This is a genomic window from Pseudomonas sp. SDO5522_S412, assembly GCF_054071215.1.
Window position 1 is genome coordinate 1 of sequence record NZ_JBSVWQ010000072.1, and the last position, 17011, is coordinate 17011.

General features: G+C 59.5%; 10 protein-coding genes. 3 read left to right on the forward strand and 7 right to left on the reverse strand.

Annotation, left to right across the window (positions count from 1 at the left end; genetic code table 11):
* Positions 1–89: 89 nt before the first annotated feature.
* The 5 genes from ACW9I6_RS16590 to ACW9I6_RS16610 form a co-directional block, all read right to left on the reverse strand.
* Positions 90–1067, reverse strand: a complete 978-nt coding sequence (locus ACW9I6_RS16590) for a 2-hydroxyacid dehydrogenase (RefSeq protein WP_457339547.1) — start codon at positions 1065–1067, stop codon at positions 90–92.
* Positions 1067–2362: an MFS transporter gene (locus ACW9I6_RS16595; protein WP_457339548.1), complete on the reverse strand. Its 1296-nt coding sequence runs from the start codon at positions 2360–2362 to the stop codon at positions 1067–1069. Before ACW9I6_RS16595 ends, ACW9I6_RS16590 begins: the two co-directional genes overlap by 1 nt.
* Positions 2363–2417: 55 nt before the next feature.
* Positions 2418–3362, reverse strand: a complete 945-nt coding sequence (locus ACW9I6_RS16600) for a sugar kinase (RefSeq protein ID WP_003214077.1) — start codon at positions 3360–3362, stop codon at positions 2418–2420.
* Positions 3355–4137, reverse strand: a complete 783-nt coding sequence (locus ACW9I6_RS16605) for a sugar phosphate isomerase/epimerase family protein (RefSeq protein WP_087694384.1) — start codon at positions 4135–4137, stop codon at positions 3355–3357. Before ACW9I6_RS16605 ends, ACW9I6_RS16600 begins: the two co-directional genes overlap by 8 nt.
* 88 nt (positions 4138–4225) lie before the next feature.
* On the reverse strand, positions 4226–5284 hold the full coding sequence (locus ACW9I6_RS16610; RefSeq protein WP_457339549.1) for a LacI family DNA-binding transcriptional regulator: 1059 nt from the start codon (positions 5282–5284) through the stop codon (positions 4226–4228).
* Between the two features lie 276 nt (positions 5285–5560).
* Here ACW9I6_RS16610 and ACW9I6_RS16615 point away from each other — a divergent pair, with 276 nt between their 5' ends.
* The 3 genes from ACW9I6_RS16615 (at position 5561) to ACW9I6_RS16625 (ending at position 12227) form a co-directional block, all read left to right on the forward strand.
* Positions 5561–7552, forward strand: a complete 1992-nt coding sequence (locus ACW9I6_RS16615; protein WP_457339550.1) for a hypothetical protein — start codon at positions 5561–5563, stop codon at positions 7550–7552.
* Between the two features lie 144 nt (positions 7553–7696).
* Positions 7697–9727, forward strand: a complete 2031-nt coding sequence (locus ACW9I6_RS16620) for a hypothetical protein (RefSeq protein WP_177055807.1) — start codon at positions 7697–7699, stop codon at positions 9725–9727.
* Positions 9728–9959: 232 nt separating this feature from the next.
* Positions 9960–12227 (forward strand): autotransporter outer membrane beta-barrel domain-containing protein, encoded by a 2268-nt coding sequence (locus ACW9I6_RS16625; protein WP_457339551.1) that lies wholly within the window; start codon positions 9960–9962, stop codon positions 12225–12227.
* 87 nt (positions 12228–12314) lie between these two features.
* Here the strand turns inward: ACW9I6_RS16625 and ACW9I6_RS16630 are convergent, their stop codons facing one another.
* Complete coding sequence (locus ACW9I6_RS16630) at positions 12315–16163, reverse strand: Ig-like domain-containing protein (protein WP_457339552.1); 3849 nt, start codon at positions 16161–16163, stop codon at positions 12315–12317.
* A 125-nt stretch (positions 16164–16288) separates the two neighbouring features.
* Entirely contained in the window at positions 16289–16888 is a 600-nt protein-coding gene (locus ACW9I6_RS16635) for a LysE family translocator (RefSeq protein WP_008431228.1), read from the reverse strand.
* Positions 16889–17011 lie beyond the last annotated feature (123 nt).

Sequence of the window (17011 nt, forward strand, 5' to 3'; positions counted from 1 at the left end):
GCGGTGTATCAGTTGATGCATTCGGTGGCTGACACACCGCCTTCGCGAGCAAACCCGCTCCCACATTGGCTTCTGTGGTGCTTCAGGAATCAGTGTTTCCAGGCGGCTGGGTTCACCAGGTTCTTCGGCTTTTCACCGGCCAGCGCCGCCAGCAGATTGTCCACCGCACACTTGGCCATCGCCTCCCGCGTTTCATGAGTCGCTGAACCGATATGCGGCGTCGCCACCACATTGTTCAAGCGCAACAACGGCGAGTCATGCTGCAGCGGCTCGCGCACAAACACATCCAGCCCCGCCGCACGAATCGTGCGCTGTTGCAACGCCTCGATCAGCGCCGGCTCGTCCACCACCTTGCCCCGGGAGATGTTGATAAAGATCGTCTCCGGGCCCATCAACGCGAACTCTTCAGCACCGATCAAACCTTCGGTTTCAGCCGTCAGCGGCAAGGTCAGGCACACAAAATCGGCTTCCCGGAGCAGGTCCGGCAGGCTGCGGTATTGCGCGTCAAACCGCGCCTCCACTGCAGGTTTTGGCGAGTGGCTGTGGTAGATCACCGGCATGCCGAACCCGAAGTGCCCACGCTGGGCCAATGCTTCGCCAATCCGGCCCATGCCGATAATGCCCAGGGTCTTGCCATGCACGTCGCTGCCGAAATGCAGCGGGCCGATGTTCTGGTTCCAGTTGCCGGCACGCACCATATTGGCCAGCTCCACCACTCGCCGGGCGGTCGCCAGGATCAGGGCGAAGCCGGTGTCGGCGGTGGTTTCGGTCAGTACGTCGGGGGTATTGCTGAGCAGGATGCCGCGCTCGGTCAGGTAGTCAATATCGTAGTTGTCGACACCAACCGACACGCTGGCCACCGCCTCAAGGTTTGGCGCCAGATCCAGCAGTTTGGCATCCAGGCGCAAGCTGGCACCGAGCAAGCCCTGAGCGGTCGGCAAGGCTTTACGCAGTTTGGCCAGGCCGCTTTCATCCAGCGATTCAATAAGCGTGACCTGGGCCTGTTCATGCAGGCGGGCCATCAGCGGTGCAGAGAGTTTCTTGTAGAGCACGACAGACTTTTTCATCAGGTCTTTACCTTCAATTCAAGGGATTGCAGCGGGGCGCGTTCGCGGTCGCTGGCGCCGGGCTTGAGAAAGATCGTCAACACCACCGACACCAGCAGCGCACCGCTCATCAGCAAGTACGAGGCGCCGGGCGATCCGGTGCTGCTGTTGAGGTAGCCCACCAGATATGAACCGCCAAACGAACCGAGGGCGCCCATGCTGTTGATCAGCGCCATGGCACCGCCGGCGACGTTGGCCGGGAGGATTTCCGGGACGATCGCAAAAAACGGCCCGTAAGGCGCATACATACAGGCCCCGGCGATCACCAGCAGGGTGTACGACCACCAGAAGTGTTCGGCGCCGAGCACGTAGGACGCATAAAACGCGATGGAGGCGATCAGCAACGGTGGCCACACAAAACGTTTACGTTTTTGCAGTTTGTCCGAGCCCCAGGACACCGCCAGCATGCCGATCACCGCCGCCAGGTACGGCAGCGCCGACAGCCAGCCGGCCTCGACCATGTCCATTTTCAGGCCGGCCTTGAGGATCGACGGCAGCCACAGCACGAAGCCATACACGCCAATGCTCCAGCAGAAAAACTGCAGCGCCAGGATGATCACCTTGGGTGAGCGAAAGGCCTCGGCGTAGTTCTTTACCGCCTTGATGCCCACTTGTTCTTCGGCGAGGGCGGTTTCCAGGTTTTTTTTATGCTGGGCGCTCAGCCATTTGGCGTCTGCGGGTTTTTCATCCGCCAGCTTCCACCAGATAAACGCCCACAGCACCGCCGGCAAACCTTCGATGATAAACATCCAGCGCCAGCTGAAATGCTGCACCAGGTAGCCCGAGACCACCGACATCCACATCATGGTCACCGGGTTGCCGAGGATCAGGAAGGTGTTGGCTCGCGAGCGTTCCGCACGGGTGAACCAGTGGCACAGGTACACCAGCATCGCCGGCATCACGGCGGCTTCGACCACCCCGAGCATGAAGCGGATCACGATCAGCATGTAGGCGTTGGACACCATGCCGGTCAGGGTAGCCAGGCCGCCCCACAGGATCAGGCTGACGAAAATCAGCTTCTTCACGCTGCGTTTCTGCGCGTAGATCGCACCGGGCACCTGGAAGAAAAAGTAGCCGAGGAAGAACAGCGCGCCGAGCAATGACGACATGCCCGGGGTGATCATCAGGTCTTCGGCCATCCCGGAGGCGGCGGCAAAGCCGTAGTTGGCGCGGTCCAGGTACGCCAGGCTGTAGGTGATAAACACGATGGGCATGATGTACCACCAACGGCGGGTGGCGAGTTTCAACGGTTCCATAAGGTTGCTCCTGAGCTTGTTGTAGTTGTGGCAACAGGTAACTCGGTGATGCTGATTAACCGGCTTTCTGGGTGTGGGGCAGATCGGTCCTGAACGGCAAGCCTTCCATGTCGCCACGGCTCTGCACCGCGCGGCTGCCGATCCAGTTGCCGCGCTGCACGGCTTCGCTGAAGCTCAGGTTTTCCAACAACGCGCTGATCATGCCCACGGCAAATCCATCGCCGGCGCCGACCGTGTCGACCACCTTGGCCACTGGCACGGCGGCGACAAACCCCTGGTCCAGCTGGGTGCGGTAATACGCGCCGTGGGGCCCGAGCTTGATGGCCACGGCTTCCACGCCCTGGTCCAGGTAAAACGCGGCGATGTCGGCCGGGTCTTCAAAACCGGTGAGCAAGCGGCCCTCGCCCAAGCCCGGCAACACCCAGTCCGCCAGGCAGGCGAGGGCGTTGATTTCGCTGATCATGCGTTGCTCGTTCGCCCACAGGGACGGGCGCAGGTTCGGGTCGAAGGACACGCTGCGCCCGGCCTCGCGCATTTGTGTCATCAACTGGCGCGACAGGTCGCGGGTGGCGTCCGACAGCGCCGGCGGAATGCCGGTGGCGTGCAGGTGCCGGGCTTGCAACAGCTCAGGCTTGATCGCCTCGACCGACAGATGGCTGGCGGCCGAGCCACGGCGGAAGTACTCCACCTGCGGATCATCGCCGGCTTCCTCGCGGGACTTGAGTTGAAAGCCCGTGGGGTGCAGCGGGTCCACCGCCACATGGGTGCAGTCCAGGCCTTCGTTCTGCAAGGTGTCCACCACGAAGCGCCCGAGGGAATCGGCACCCACGCGGCTCAGCCATGCGACGTTGAAGCCCAGGCGTGACAGGCCGATGGCGACGTTGCTGTCGGCGCCGGCAATGCGCTTGTGAAACTGGGCAACCTGGGCCAGGTCGCCGGTCTGTTCGGCGACAAACATCGCCATGGTTTCACCAAACGACAGGATATCGATCTCAGACATGTGCGTTCTCCACGCGTGGCTGGCCGAGGACGGCGAGGGCGGCGACCTGTTGGGCGGTGACCTGCACCAGGTCATTGCCTTGCAGCGGAAATTCCACGGCCCGGGTAATACCTTGAGTCATGTGCTTGAGCAGTTGTTCCCACAGATGCAGGTCAGCGGCGCCCGGCGGCAGGGCCACCAGCTTGCCGTCGGCGCGCCGGGCCACGGCCTTGCAGTGCAGGTAGTCCACATGCCGGCCCAGCAGGCGCGCGGCGGTGGTCGCGGATTGGTCCTGCCATTGCCAGTTGCCGATATCGAAGGTCATTTTCACCGGCACCGCCAACCGCTCGATTTCGTTGAAAAAGCGCTGCATCGGCTCGATGCGCCCGCCGTGCAGGGTCTGGTCGTTTTCCACCAGCAGCTTGACCGGATGCCGGTTGAGCAGGGCGCTCAAGCTGTCGAGGTCGTTGGTGTCGGTGAAATAGCCCAGGGAGACTTTCAGCCAGCGGGCGCCGAATGCCTGGGCGCGGTCGAGGGTGGCGGCCAGTTCGGCATTGGGCTGCGAGCGACCGGCCACCCAGAGTTCCAGGGGCGATGAGAACACGCACTCCAGGCCTTGATCGGCTGCAGCTTGCGCCAGCTCATGGGGTTGTTCGGTGGTCAGCAGCTCTTCGCGCCATTCGATGCGTTGCGCGCCGGCGGCAGCTAGCACCTCGACGAAACTCAACTGGCCTTGCTGGCGGACCAGGTCGGCGCCGTAACTGGAAAGGCTGATGGAGACGGGGTATTTATGCATTGTTGTGTACCTCTGAAACCGGTTTCATTTTTATTCGCAAAATAAACGTGTGGGAGCTGGCTTGCCTGCGATGGCGGCGGTCAGCCGCCTACTGCTTCGCCGGAGAAACCGTTATCGCAGGCAAGCCAGCTCCCACAAGGGATTGGGTCGAGCCCCGGATAATCAGTTGTGGCAAGAAATCCAGGGTGCGTGGGGCCTGGCTATCGCCGCGCAAACGCTTGAGTAAACAGTCAAACGCACTGGCGCCAATGGCCTCGGTGGGCTGGGCGAGGGCGGTGATGCCGTTGCCCACCAGCGGGTACCAGTCGAGGTCATCCAGGGCGATCAGGCCCACGTCATCAAACAGGTCGCAGCCTAGATTTTTCAATGCACGGGTACACGCCAGTGCCGCGATTCCGTTGGCGCAGAACAACGCCTTGGGGCCGGATTTGCCTAGAAACTTTTGCAGACGCTGTTCCAGTTCGCCATCCAACTCCAGTACGGCGCCGGTCAATGTCGGACGGTTGGCAATTTCCGCCTTGAAACTGTCCAGGCGCTCAAGCCGCGAGCTGGTGCCGTCGGTGGCTTCAGTCACCAACAGCAGGTCGCGATAGCCTTGCTGTTCCAGATGCTCCACGGCCATGCGCACAGCCACCGGGTTGTCCAGCCCTACCAGGTCGCTGTGCAGCGGTTCGACCTTGCGGTCCACCAGCACCAGGGGCATTTCCCGTTGCAGTTCCAGCAATTGGTCCAGGTGATGGCCGAGGGTATTCACGATCAGCCCTTCGATATTGTAGGCACGCAGGGCCGCCAGGTGCTGGCGCTCCTGCTCGTCATCGCGGTCGGTGTTGCACACCACCAGGCTGTAGCCGTGCTGGCGGCAGGCGGTTTCCACGCCATGCATCACGGCAATCGAATAGGGGTTGCGGATATCGGCTACCAGCATGCCGATCAGGCGGGTGCGCCCGCGTTTCAGGCCGCGGGCCATCTGATTGGGGCGATAGCCCAGCTCATCGATGGCCTGCTCGATGCGCAGGGCGATGGCATCGGAGAGCAGGGCACGGTCGTCGCCGATAAAGCGCGACACGCTGGCCTTGGACACACCGGCGCGCTCGGCGACGTCCAGCATGGTCACGCGGCTGCGTTGGGCGGCGGAAAAAGTAGTCACGGCGGCGGGCCTTTCTTATTGGATTTATCTGGGTTCCAAGGCGAAACCAATTGCTGAAACCGGTTTCAGGAAACACCAAGTAGGAAATTTCGTCAAGCGCTGCTCAGTAACCGCCCTGGCAGCAAGGCCGAGCAAAAGCGACGAATGGAGGGGTCTACCTGTTAATTCTGACAGTATCCGGACGAAGGAATCGGGCGCTTAATTCTCTCAACGCCACTTGGTATACACACGCCGCCTGCCGGCAGGCCACTGTCCACCGTGTTGAGGATTAAATCCATGTCTGACGTCTCTGAATCCACTTACCTGATCAAACCCTTGGGCGCGGACGACGGGGGCACTGTGTTGCTGGACCCGATGGACATACCCGGCGTCGACAGTGGTGACCCCCGGGGCCTGATCCCGCGCTCGCGCCTGCAGGGCCCGCTGCAGGTCAACATTCCGATGTGGAACCCGCGACCCGAGCCGCTGCTGGATGAGCCGCACATCGTGCGCCTCCGCTGGGTGTGGGCGGGTGTCGATGAGGTGGTTGATTCGCGGCAGGTGTTTGGCCCGCCACCCCCTTTGCCAGCGGTGATCTCACTGGAGGTGCCCCTGTCACGATTGACTGACGAGGGCTCCGGCACCGCGCAACTCTACTACACGGTTCAGGACTCCTTTGGCGGCGTTGGTGTGTTGAATCCCAGGAGAACACTCACCATCGATCTGGATTCGCCTGAGTTACTGAACCCTCTGGATACTGTGGATTTTGTAGTTGCCCCGACCCCGAACGTCGATGAGCAATACCTGCTCGATAACGTGCCGATGGCGTTCAATATTCCGTTCTACACCGTGCGCTCGGACAGGGACCGGATTGAATTCTACCTGTCCAACCGGGATAACCCGCCGCTAAGCGCGGCGGACGCCGAGTACGTGATCGCGTTAGCCTCAGACCCGCTGGTTGCTTACGTGGACCCCGATATTTTTCGCAGGTTGAACAACGGTGACGCCTATATTTTCTACCGCATTTTTGACGAGGCAGGCAATTTCAGCAGCCAGAGTGCCGGACTGCTGTTTCAGCTGGCACTGACGCCGTTGCCGAGCAACTTGCCGCGTCCGCAAATTCGGCCACCGGCATACGACGACGGCCTGATCAAGCGCGATGATGCACGTCGTGGCGTGTTCATGCGCATTGACCCCGCCTACGACGATTGGGCGCCGGGGGACCAGGTAATCGCCTATTGGAATGCCCGTCCGACAGTCCCGCAGCCGGTACCGGGCTTCCCTTGTGATGTGGAAATTCCATGGCTGACCCTCAGGGGGCCTGCGCCTGTACCGGTTCCCGAAGCGGCGGTGGTGCGCTACGAAATCATTCGCGGAGCCCTGCCTCCATTTCGTTCCTTATCGGAACGGTTCAATGTCGACCTGACGATTGCCGGCCAGGACCATCCCAATGCGCCCGCATTGCTTAACCCGACCCTGGCCAGCGTCACGGTGATAGGGCGCGGCTCCAAGACTCCCAATCAGCTCAATCATCTGGATCGTGGGCTGGCTGCCCAGGCATATGTTCCTTTGTTTGCAGATCCGGTTGCGGGTCAATTGCTCAGTCTGTTCTGGAACGGTGTTGGCCCGGTGGCCAGCCATCCCGTGCAGTTGGGGGAGGTAGGAGGGCAGTTGGTGTGGTTTACCGATATTCCCTGGAATCTGATCGAGGGGACGGTCAATCCACGTCTGCCGGTCCATTACCTCACCAGTAATGGGGTCAACGAACAACAGTCGCCACCAACTTTTGTGAATGTCGATGTGACGGCGCTGATTGATTTTACTCCTCCGCAAGTTCAGCACACCCTGACTAGCGAGTATGTGACCTGTTGTTCTTCGCCTTCGCCTTTATATGGCGTGCATTGGTTGATTCCGGGCAATATCGGCCTGCAACTTAACGACGAGGTGCGTTTTCACTGGCAAGGCTATGCGCGTAATAACTGGGTTGATCCTATTGCTGGCACTGAATACGAAGAAACCATCCAGGTGCTGCAACCCCATATTGATAACGGTATTAAAGTTGTGGTGGAACCGTTCGACCGGACCTTGGAGCCTATGCGCGAATACGGTTCAGCTGTCGCCAGTTTCGAAGTGTGGCGCAACCTGGGCAAGGTGGGTGACTCCCGGCCAGACGTCAAGGGGAGCGGACATATCCGTGTCGACCTGACCTTTCCAACGGGTGGGTTTTGTAAACCCGGGGATGTCATTAGTTGCACTAGTGATGGAAAGGCAACGTTGGTCAAAGATTAAAGGACTGGGTGTATTTGTTGTTGTGCAGGGAATAGTCGGCGTGTGATAGGCGTGCAAGCGCTTTGTCTCGCGACGCGAACGGCTACGTCAATGGTAGGGAAGTGTGGGTGAGATGTAATTCGTCTTAATATCTGGAGACACGTAATGAAAAAGGACACGCTCGACTTTATCCGTAACTATGCAAAGAATCGAAGTGCCAATACGGCTGACTACTTGCCTGATGGTCGTCTTGAAGGTGAGGTGCCTGGGTACCCTGGATTGCTTTCACGGGAGTACAACCTGCGTGAGAATTTGAATTTCTCTATTCCACTATGGCCTGACGCCGATACCCATCCGACGCTTGACGATATTGTCACTGTTTGGTGGAAAAATTTCGATGACACCGAGTGGGGCACGCCCATTTATAATTTCACCGTTGTTGCCCCAGGGCCTGAGACACCGGTGAACATTGCTCAAGGTCGGCGGCCCGCGGGGCGGTACCAAATCAAGTACGGAATTAACGTACGTGGCGTTGACAACTATTCCGAATCAGATCCGCAGACCGTTGTCGTTGACCTGACACCACCGTATGCCATTTCCCCCGATGCACCGCCGGCGCCGATTCCGCCTGCCGACCTGCCGACACCTGCCGACCGCGACTACTTTGAAAGCAAGCCCAATGAGTCTGCAGTGTTTACGATCCCGGATTATGTGGCGCATGGTCGGGCAGACGGCGATTGGGCGTATCTTTACTATAATGGCTCCGATACGCCCTATGCACCCAACCCGCCCGATCCTTCGCCACGCTGGAATCTGCCTGCGGACCTGAGCTTTCCATTGCCATTATCCGTGGTTGACGCCAATCCGGATGGCCTGCGCAATTTGCGGTATGAGTTGTTCGACGCGGCAGGGAATTGGGCGCGGCTTTCGACTGCCTACGAGATGGACGTGGGCCTGTTTCCAGCGCCCGAGAACCTGCTGGCCCCCCTGGTTGGCCGAACCTCACCACCCGGCGATGTATTGATTGATCGGGCGGACGTTGCGCTGGACGGCGGCATGATCGTGCGTATTCCTGAATATACGAACTTTCTGCGCGGCGTCGATGGAGATGAATTCCTCGTCACATTGAGGACAAGCATCACCACCGTTAACTTGGAGGCCCAGCCACTGGGCAACAGCCGTTTCCCGGCGGAGGTTTACGTTCCGTACAGGGTGCTGGAAATCCTGTATGGCGCCACTCGAGGGCTATTGCCGTTGACCGTTTCCTATGTGGTGCGGCGGCGGTCTGTCAACAACCCGGCGACACCGACCACCACCGTCAACCTGGACCTGTTTGTTGTCGGCCCCACTCCCATTGGCCCGGACCCGATCAACGATGACCTGCTGCCCGTAGTCGTGAAGGGGGTGGACGCAACCGGTACCGAGGGCCCCGACGACGAGCTGGAGCGCGACCACGCCAACCGGCCTGCAATTGCTCGGGTAACGTTATGGAGTACCGCACCCACACCGGATGCCAGCGACTTTACGATCCGCCTTTACTATTCGGGCGAACTCGTTGCTACCCAACCGGTGACTGGCGCCTCGGCTGGCCAGGTGATTCCGCTCTCAATCCCGTGGAGCTTCATTGAGCGTCATGGCAATGGCCGCAAGACGGTGTTCTACACCATTGCCCAAGGGGCCAGCACCAACCGCCAGTTTTCCCCTGACACCACGGTGACGGTGAATGCCAACTTTAAAGAGCTTGCCCCGCCGGTGGTACGACATCTGTCGGACGCAGGGGCGATCAACTGCACTACGTTCAGGCCTGAAAATCCTCCCGGAAACGTTGTGGTGTTTATCCCGTCTTCGGAGCACTTTGAACTGAGGATGGTGGTTACGCTGCACTGGCAGGGCTACAGCGACAATGCAGGAATGGTAGCGGTCCCGGCAGCAGTGGGTCGTGTGGACTCCATACCGCTCACGCAAGCCATGATCAATTCTGGGTTCGAGTTGCTCCTGGGGCCCTATGAGACCATCTACAAACCCATCCAGCCCCACTCGGGTGCAAGGCTGGCCGGCTCCGCGCGGATCTGGTACACCATCAACCTGCCTGAAGGACCATTACCTTCCGATGAAGCGCATCCTCTTGTTCGCGGGGTTCGGATAGGTGGAACGAATGGCTTTTTCTGCGACGGTACTGCCGTCCCGCTTCCTTGATACTTGTTTGAGCCCTAATGCCAAAGAGGAGCCTTGCTCCTCTTTGGCATTTTTGCCGTTGGGTCGACTACAAACTGCATTCACTTTCAGCACAGCACCTTGGGATTAGTCCTACAGATGTTGGGAACAGCTCTGGGTACCTTGGGCGCCGCTTGATTGGCAGGGTCCACACGCTTTTCGGAACCGGCCAGTTTTTTTCCGTAAAGGAACGCCAACCCAGAGGTCCGTAAAGATGTCAGCTCCATTCAATTTCAAACCAACTCCCTTAAGTCTTGCCTTCAAGGCCAAGGCCGTCACACTGCTGATGCTCATGGCGCAGTTGTCCGAAGCGCGTGTCGTGACCGGCCCGGATGAAATGGCGGGGCCTGGCCCGCGCCCTGACACTTTTGAATTGCGTGCAGGTTCCCGCCTGACGGTTCTGGGAGTGCCCACCCTGCAAATCACTGCCAATTCCGCAACCCTGATTGTCAATGCCGGCAGCAGCACCCGGGACATTGCCGCAATCAACTCCGACATCCGCATCGATGGTTCGGACGTCGTTGCGCGGGATTCGGCAAGGGCCGGGGTTCATGTCACGGGCAGCAACGTGCTGATCACCAACAGCAACATTACCCACAACAACGGAACCGGGCTGGCAGCGGCCCGTTCCCTGGGCGCCACCAATGGTTCCAGCGTCACGGTCGTCAACAGTCACATCACCGGCAGCACCCGCGGTGCCTCGGCCAGTGCCCACAGTGTGCTGGACCTGACCGATTCGCGTGTCGAGGCGACCGCAGATGATGGCGTGGGTATCGAACTGTTCAATGGCCAGGCCCGTGCGTTCAATACCAGCGTCGTTGGTGGAGACATTGGCGTGAAGATGGGCGTGGATAACGACCCGACTTTGGCCAGCAGCCTGATCCTCGACCGCTCGAGCGTCGAGGGCAAGACCGGTTCGGCGATTCAGGTCGGCTCGTTCCGGCCCGGGGAATCCACCCTTGCTGATATTCATGTACTCAATGGCTCCACGCTGACCGGCGCAAACGGTGTGCTGCTGGAAGTCATGAACGGCGCCACCGCCAACATGAACGTCGACCGCAGCTTCCTGGTCGGTGACGTGGTGGTCGAAGACGGCAGCACCGCCAGGTTGCAGCTCAACAATGGCTCCTGGCTCACCGGCAAACTGCAGAACGTCGCCGAGTTGAGCGTCAATTCAGCGTCCCACTGGATGCTGGTGGATGACAGTTCAGTCGGCGATCTGATCATGGGCGGCGGCACCGTGCACTTTGGCGGCGCCGATGAGTTCTTCCAGTTGGACGTCAACAGCCTGTCGGGTGACGGCAGCTATGTGATGCACACCGACTTCAGCACCGGCCAGACCGACTTGCTCAACGTCAACGGGGTTGCCACGGGCAACCACAGCCTGCTGTTGGCGGCGACCGGCTCCGAGTTGGCGAGTGCCTTGCCGATTCGTGTGGTGCACACCGAAGGTGGCGATGCGCACTTCTCGCTGGACGGCGACACCGTGGATGTGGGCGCCTATTCCTACGGGCTGAAGAAGGAAGACACCGACTGGTACCTCGATCCTAACCGTCGTGGCACCAGCAACAGCACCAAAACCGTGATGGCGTTGTTCAACACGGCCCCCACCGTGCTGTACGGCGAGATGTCCCTGCTGCGTACCCGCATGGGTGAACTGCGTTTCAGCGACGGCCAGAGCAACGGGTTCTGGATGCGTGGCTACGGCAACAAATACGAGGTAGCCGGGAACAAGGACGGTGGTGGCTACACGCAAAACCAGCGTGGCCTGAGCCTGGGTGCCGATGCGCCATTGTCGGGCGGAGATGGCCAGTGGATGGCCGGTGTCATGGCGGGTCACAGCACGTCCGACATCAGCGCCAACACTTCCGGCAGCGGCAAGGTCAACAGCTACTACCTGGGGGGGTATGCCACCTGGATCGACGACGAGAGCGGGCTGTACTTCGACGGCGTGGTCAAGCTCAACCGCTTGCACAACGAGGTCAACGTGACCATGAGCGACGGCAAGCGTGCCAAGGGCAACTACACGCAGAATGCCGTGAGCGCATCGGCGGAAGTCGGCCGGCATATCAAGCTCGACGATGGTTACTTTGTAGAACCGTACTCGCAACTGAGCACAGCGATTATCCAGGCGCAAAGTTACGAGCTGGACAATGGCCTGCAGGCCAAGGGTGATCGCACCGCCTCCGTGGTGGGCAAGCTCGGCGTGACAGGTGGCAAGAATATCCAGCTGGAGAGCGGCGGGGTGCTGCAGCCCTACCTGCGTACAGCGTTGGCCCATGAGTTCAACCACAGCAACAAGGTCAAGGTGAACGACCAGCGCTTCAACAACGATGTGTTCGGTTCGCGTATTGAAGTGGCAGCGGGCGTGGCGATGTCGGTGTCGAAGAACGTCAAGCTGCACGCTGATATTGAACATGCCCAAGGCAAGAAGGTGGATCAGCCGTGGGGGGTTAATGTGGGAGTGCGTTACGATTTCTAGGAAACAGGGGTAAGAAAAAGGAAGCCGAGGCTTCCTTTTTTTGTGGGTGGGTTTTTGGGAGTTGAATAAAGCTGTCCCGGTTATTTGCTAAAACGGAGTGATGCACCATGCCGGCCAATTCGGCAGTCCGTTAATGGAGTAAATTGGTGTTCCGCTGTTTGACGCCTGAACAAAGTAATACCACCTGCCGCTAGCATCGAAATAACACAATCCGTACGGAATTGAGCGAGCCGGAGGGGTGTAGCGTGTTTGCAGTAGCGTCCAACTGGAAACTATGCTGCCTCCAATTGATCTCATCCAATTTATTTGAGCTTGTGGAGATTGCTGTGTTTCGTTAATGCGTAGTTGAAAAATATTGGAAACAACCACTGCGTACGCTCGCGAGACGTTGTTCCTATCTCTCACAGTAATAGTCGCTTGACCGTTACGGAGGCCGGTTACTTTGCCTGTGTTGGCGTCCACAAAAGCAACATTAGGGTTGCTGGAAGCGTAGCTATAGTTACTCACGCCGCCGCTTGCTGTGCGGGTTGCTGTATTGCCTGGCCAGTCCAGCCCGGTTGCTGGCCAGTTAGTGATCACCTTAATACCATTCAAATTAAGCTGGCTTTGATCGATCCTCAGTGAAGAGATAATGCTGTAACTTGCAATGGGGAAGGTAATGGCGGCTGACTCAACACTACTGCCATCAAAAGCCACTTTGCAGGTTACGGTAATGGTGCTGTTGTTGGGTAGCCCATCCAGCCATGAGCGCAGCACAGGCTTATTCACCAAGCCGGTAGATACTTCTCCCGCCTGCAGGCTGTAGTTTGTCAGCACGTTCAAAGGCGCGCTACCGGACCTGGAGAGTTGTACCCAAACCTTCTGCCCTGCAACAGCCAACGGCCATGGTGCAACGCTGAGCGTGGCATTACCGCTGAAATTGTTCAGGTTCAGAACGCCGCCATTGGCAATCCCATTAATAGACGGCCGAGGCAGGGCCGACGACGGAACGCGGTTAACGCTCAGCTTCTGGGGCTCTGACGGGACAATATTCGTCCCTATCGTCGCCATATAACGGAGCTCGATCAATTTGCCCGCGCTATTGGCGAGGATGTCCCGGCTGATCTGAAAGTCGACGCGCTTATTGGTGTTACCGTTCTGCGCCGGGATGGTCGCCATGGTGCCGTTCGGGTAAATCCACTCGAGGGCGATGCGGTGGGCCGCGGTCATTTCGTTATAGGCCACCGCCACATAGGCGTTGTTCTGCCAGTCCTGTGGGTCGATGGTCAAGGTGGCGCCTTGCAGGTTGGCAAAGGCCGGGCGCGGCAATGTGGCGGGGATCGACTGGATAATATGCTCGCGTACACCAAACAATACTGCGGTGTTTTTATCAGTGCTTTCGGCCAGGCTGACCCAGAAGCGAATGGTCAGGTGCGACTCGTTCCTGAGGCCTTGCAGCTCCGCCAACGGTATGGGTTGCGAGACACCCAGGGTGGCGCTTTCTCCAACGGGGGCGGCGATAAAAGTGTCCAGGTTGAACGCACTGCCGTCGGTGTTGGTACCCGTGTATTGCAGCCACATGAACTGCTCTTCAAAGGCCAAAGGCCAGGCCGCCACACGGGTGCGGGCTTGAGCGACGAGCTCGTTCGTCGGCAGGATCACGCTGTTGCCGACCCCGTCGATGGTTGGTGTGGGTAAGCCACTCAACGGCAGCAGGTCCAGGTTCAGAGTATCCGACTCATGGAGAAACCCGCTGCGGGTAAAACTGTATTGCACACTGATGCGGTTACGCTCGTTGCGAATGCCCTTGGCAATGGTACGAGCCTCTATCGGTACACCCACTTCATTGGTGTCGGGGTTGCCCCAACCCGTTTCGACGGTGCTGCCCAGCAGATCGGCCGTCACCCATTTCACTGAAAACGATTCGCTCTCGCGCATGCGCCGGTATTTCACCAGCACCGTTGCACCCGATTGAGCCGCCAGCGGGTCAAGCCGGTCAGGGTACTGCTCGGCTTCCACGACTTCAGGCGCATCCAGTTCCACGCCACGGCCCACGGTCAGGAGGGTTGTAAACGAGCGCAAGGTGAGTTTCGGCAGCGGGGTTTCGCGTTCCAGGCTGTAGGTGATGCGCAGTTGGCCATCGAAGTTGTTATCCAGCACCGCACGGCTCACCGGCAGTACCAGTGGCTGGCCCTGTGTCGCACCGTTGATCGTCACCGAACCGCTGGCGGAACCGCCTGTACCCGTGCCCACAATGTTCCATTGGATATGGTCGCGGCTCCTGGTTGCCGTATAGGGTAGCGTCAGCAGCACGCTGTCGCCCACTACGTCAACCGGGTCAACGTTGTCGTCAATCGCCCCCTGCAGGGTGGGAGCAGGCATGGTTTCGAGGCGTTCGTCGATGCGTACTGTCAGCACCCGGGATTTGCGTTCAATCAGCGCACCGTAGGCATGCAACTGGCTGTCTGCGCCGTCATCGACCAGGTAATACACCGCGACATCACCGAGCCCCTTGAACTGTTGCAGTATTTCGCTTGGAACCCGGCGCGTGCCACCCTGGTCCCCGGCCAGTTGCGGGTCGGAATAGCGCATTCCACCGCCCCCTGGAACAATCTGCTCGATGACCAGGGTTTCCATCGAATCGTAGGCGTGTGGCTGGTAGGACGGGATGCTGATAAACGCATCATCGTCGGGGTTGATCAGGCCCAGCTCGCTCGGGGTCACGGTCACTGCCGGCATCGAGGTCGGTGTACCCACCACCGTCACGGTGACACTGCCAGACTGCCCGAGGTGCCCACCGGTGGCGGTGTGCCAGACGAATGAAGCCCTGAACGAGCCGCCGATGACGCGCTCGATCAAATCGCGGTCCACCGGGAAGATCTCTTCCCGACCCTTCCTGACTTCGACAGGATCAAGCACCAGTTCTTCGATCGTGCCGTCCGCCAGCGTGGCCGTCAGGGTAATCGTGACCTGGTTTGGGGGCAGCGGGGCCGGTGTCACCCGTGGGGTCTGCAACAGGATTTCGAACAGTGAATTACTTTGCGTGTCGTAATCGATTTGCCGGCTTTCCGCGTCATCCACCAGGAAAAACGGCGCGCTCATCAAGCTGGGGTCCAGTTCGGCGACCAGTCCATACGGCTTGGAGTACTGGTATTTTTCCCCTGAGTAATTCTGAACCACATCGAACACCCTGAAGCGCAGGGTGAGTGCGCCGTTGAGGCCGCCCTTGAGAATATTTTCCTGGCTGATAAATACCCTGATCGGCTGGATACCGGCGGCCTCGGCGGCCGTGACCAGGTGCCTGATCTCAACTCCGTCCCAATAGAACTCAATGGTGTCGTTCTTGCGCACGTTCGGATAGGGCGCAATCACGGCGTATAACCCGCGACTGATCGTCTCCATGTTGATCGTGCTGCTTTCGGGCAAGCCGTCGACACTCAGGCTCAGTTTACTGTGCCATTTGTCGTCACCATTGTTCTCTATCCCGCCGGGACGGGTGGTCTTGATCAATATGCTTTGCGGCGGCGAGGTGCTTTCCTGGCCGCTGCCTGCGCGCACTACCCGCGCGCGCACTTGAACTTCACCTTCAGGCATGCGTTCGGCGATGACGTACATGCCATAACGATCCTGGTCCATCTCGACGACACCAGACGCCTGAAGATCGTTATTGAGGTACAACTCAAAGGCGTCGAAGATGGCCCAGGTGTGCCATTTTTCCAGGACGAAATACGCATAGGGCTGAACATGCCGAATGCCCAGGCCATAGGCGTAAGGTTCATCGGGATACTGGTCAAGCGAGACCGGCGGGAACGCCGAATAGGGCGGGGCCAGGTCTTCAGCCGTGATCACCGGCAGGGGCGCGGGCTCAAGGAGGGCCAGGGGGCTGTCTGAAACAGGTACACCTGGGTCTTCAATGACCGAGGCATTGTCATCGGGGTCGATCGGTTGGTTGGGCATGCTGACCACTCCTTGCTGGAAGTCACGCACAGCGCTGGCTGTGCATATAGGCAAGGGAAATCAAACACCCGCAGCCCCGATAGCGGATAGCTGTGAAAACTGACAGTGGCGACGAATGGTTGTGTCTACACCCAGACGCTCAGCCAGCTTGAGACCAGCAACAACACCGCCATGCAGCGGTTGAACCGTTGCATGGCCTTGGGCGAGCGAAACACCCGGCTGCTTCCAACCCCCAGCAATGCCCACGCGCCGAGGCACGGCAAGGCGATCACAAAGAACGCCAGCGACAGGTACAGCACATGGCTCTGGCGTTCATCGCCATTGCCGGCAAACACGCTCACCACCGCCAGGGCCATCATCCAGGTCTTGGGGTTGACCAGTTGCAGGCTGGCGGCGCCGGCCAGGCCCAAGGGTTTTTGCACGGCAGCCGGGTCGATTGACTCGGCGGGGGCGCTGAAGATCTGCCAGGAAAGGTAGCTGAGCCAGGCGACCCCCAGCCATTGCATCGCTGCCTGCACCCGGGGCCAGTGCGCCAGCGACTGGCCAACGCCGCAGCCTACCAGCAGCACAATCCCCGCCGCCCCCGCGCATGCGCCCAGCACGATAGGCAGCGCGGCTTTGAAGCCATACCGTGCGCTGTTACTCAGCACCAGGATATTGGTGGGGCCAGGGGTGATGGAGGCTACAAAAGCGAATAACAGGAAGGGCAACAGGGTAGGGAACATGGTGGGGCGAGTCCGTAAGTGGGGCGATGGAGTCGATGGTTGCAGGGGCGTGGTGGCGTGTCTGGAAGGTTTGAGCAGGGGCGTGCGGACACGGGCAGGGGATAGTGGCGGGAGAGCTATAGG

Coding starts and splice junctions, on each gene's coding strand:
- ACW9I6_RS16590 (WP_457339547.1), bottom strand. CDS start 1,067: ATGAAAAAGTCTGTCGTGCTCTACAAGAAACTCTCTGCACCGCTGATG.
- ACW9I6_RS16595 (WP_457339548.1), bottom strand. CDS start 2,362: ATGGAACCGTTGAAACTCGCCACCCGCCGTTGGTGGTACATCATGCCC.
- ACW9I6_RS16600 (WP_003214077.1), bottom strand. CDS start 3,362: ATGTCTGAGATCGATATCCTGTCGTTTGGTGAAACCATGGCGATGTTT.
- ACW9I6_RS16605 (WP_087694384.1), bottom strand. CDS start 4,137: ATGCATAAATACCCCGTCTCCATCAGCCTTTCCAGTTACGGCGCCGAC.
- ACW9I6_RS16615 (WP_457339550.1), top strand. CDS start 5,561: ATGTCTGACGTCTCTGAATCCACTTACCTGATCAAACCCTTGGGCGCG.
- ACW9I6_RS16620 (WP_177055807.1), top strand. CDS start 7,697: ATGAAAAAGGACACGCTCGACTTTATCCGTAACTATGCAAAGAATCGA.
- ACW9I6_RS16625 (WP_457339551.1), top strand. CDS start 9,960: ATGTCAGCTCCATTCAATTTCAAACCAACTCCCTTAAGTCTTGCCTTC.
- ACW9I6_RS16630 (WP_457339552.1), bottom strand. CDS start 16,163: ATGCCCAACCAACCGATCGACCCCGATGACAATGCCTCGGTCATTGAA.
- ACW9I6_RS16635 (WP_008431228.1), bottom strand. CDS start 16,888: ATGTTCCCTACCCTGTTGCCCTTCCTGTTATTCGCTTTTGTAGCCTCC.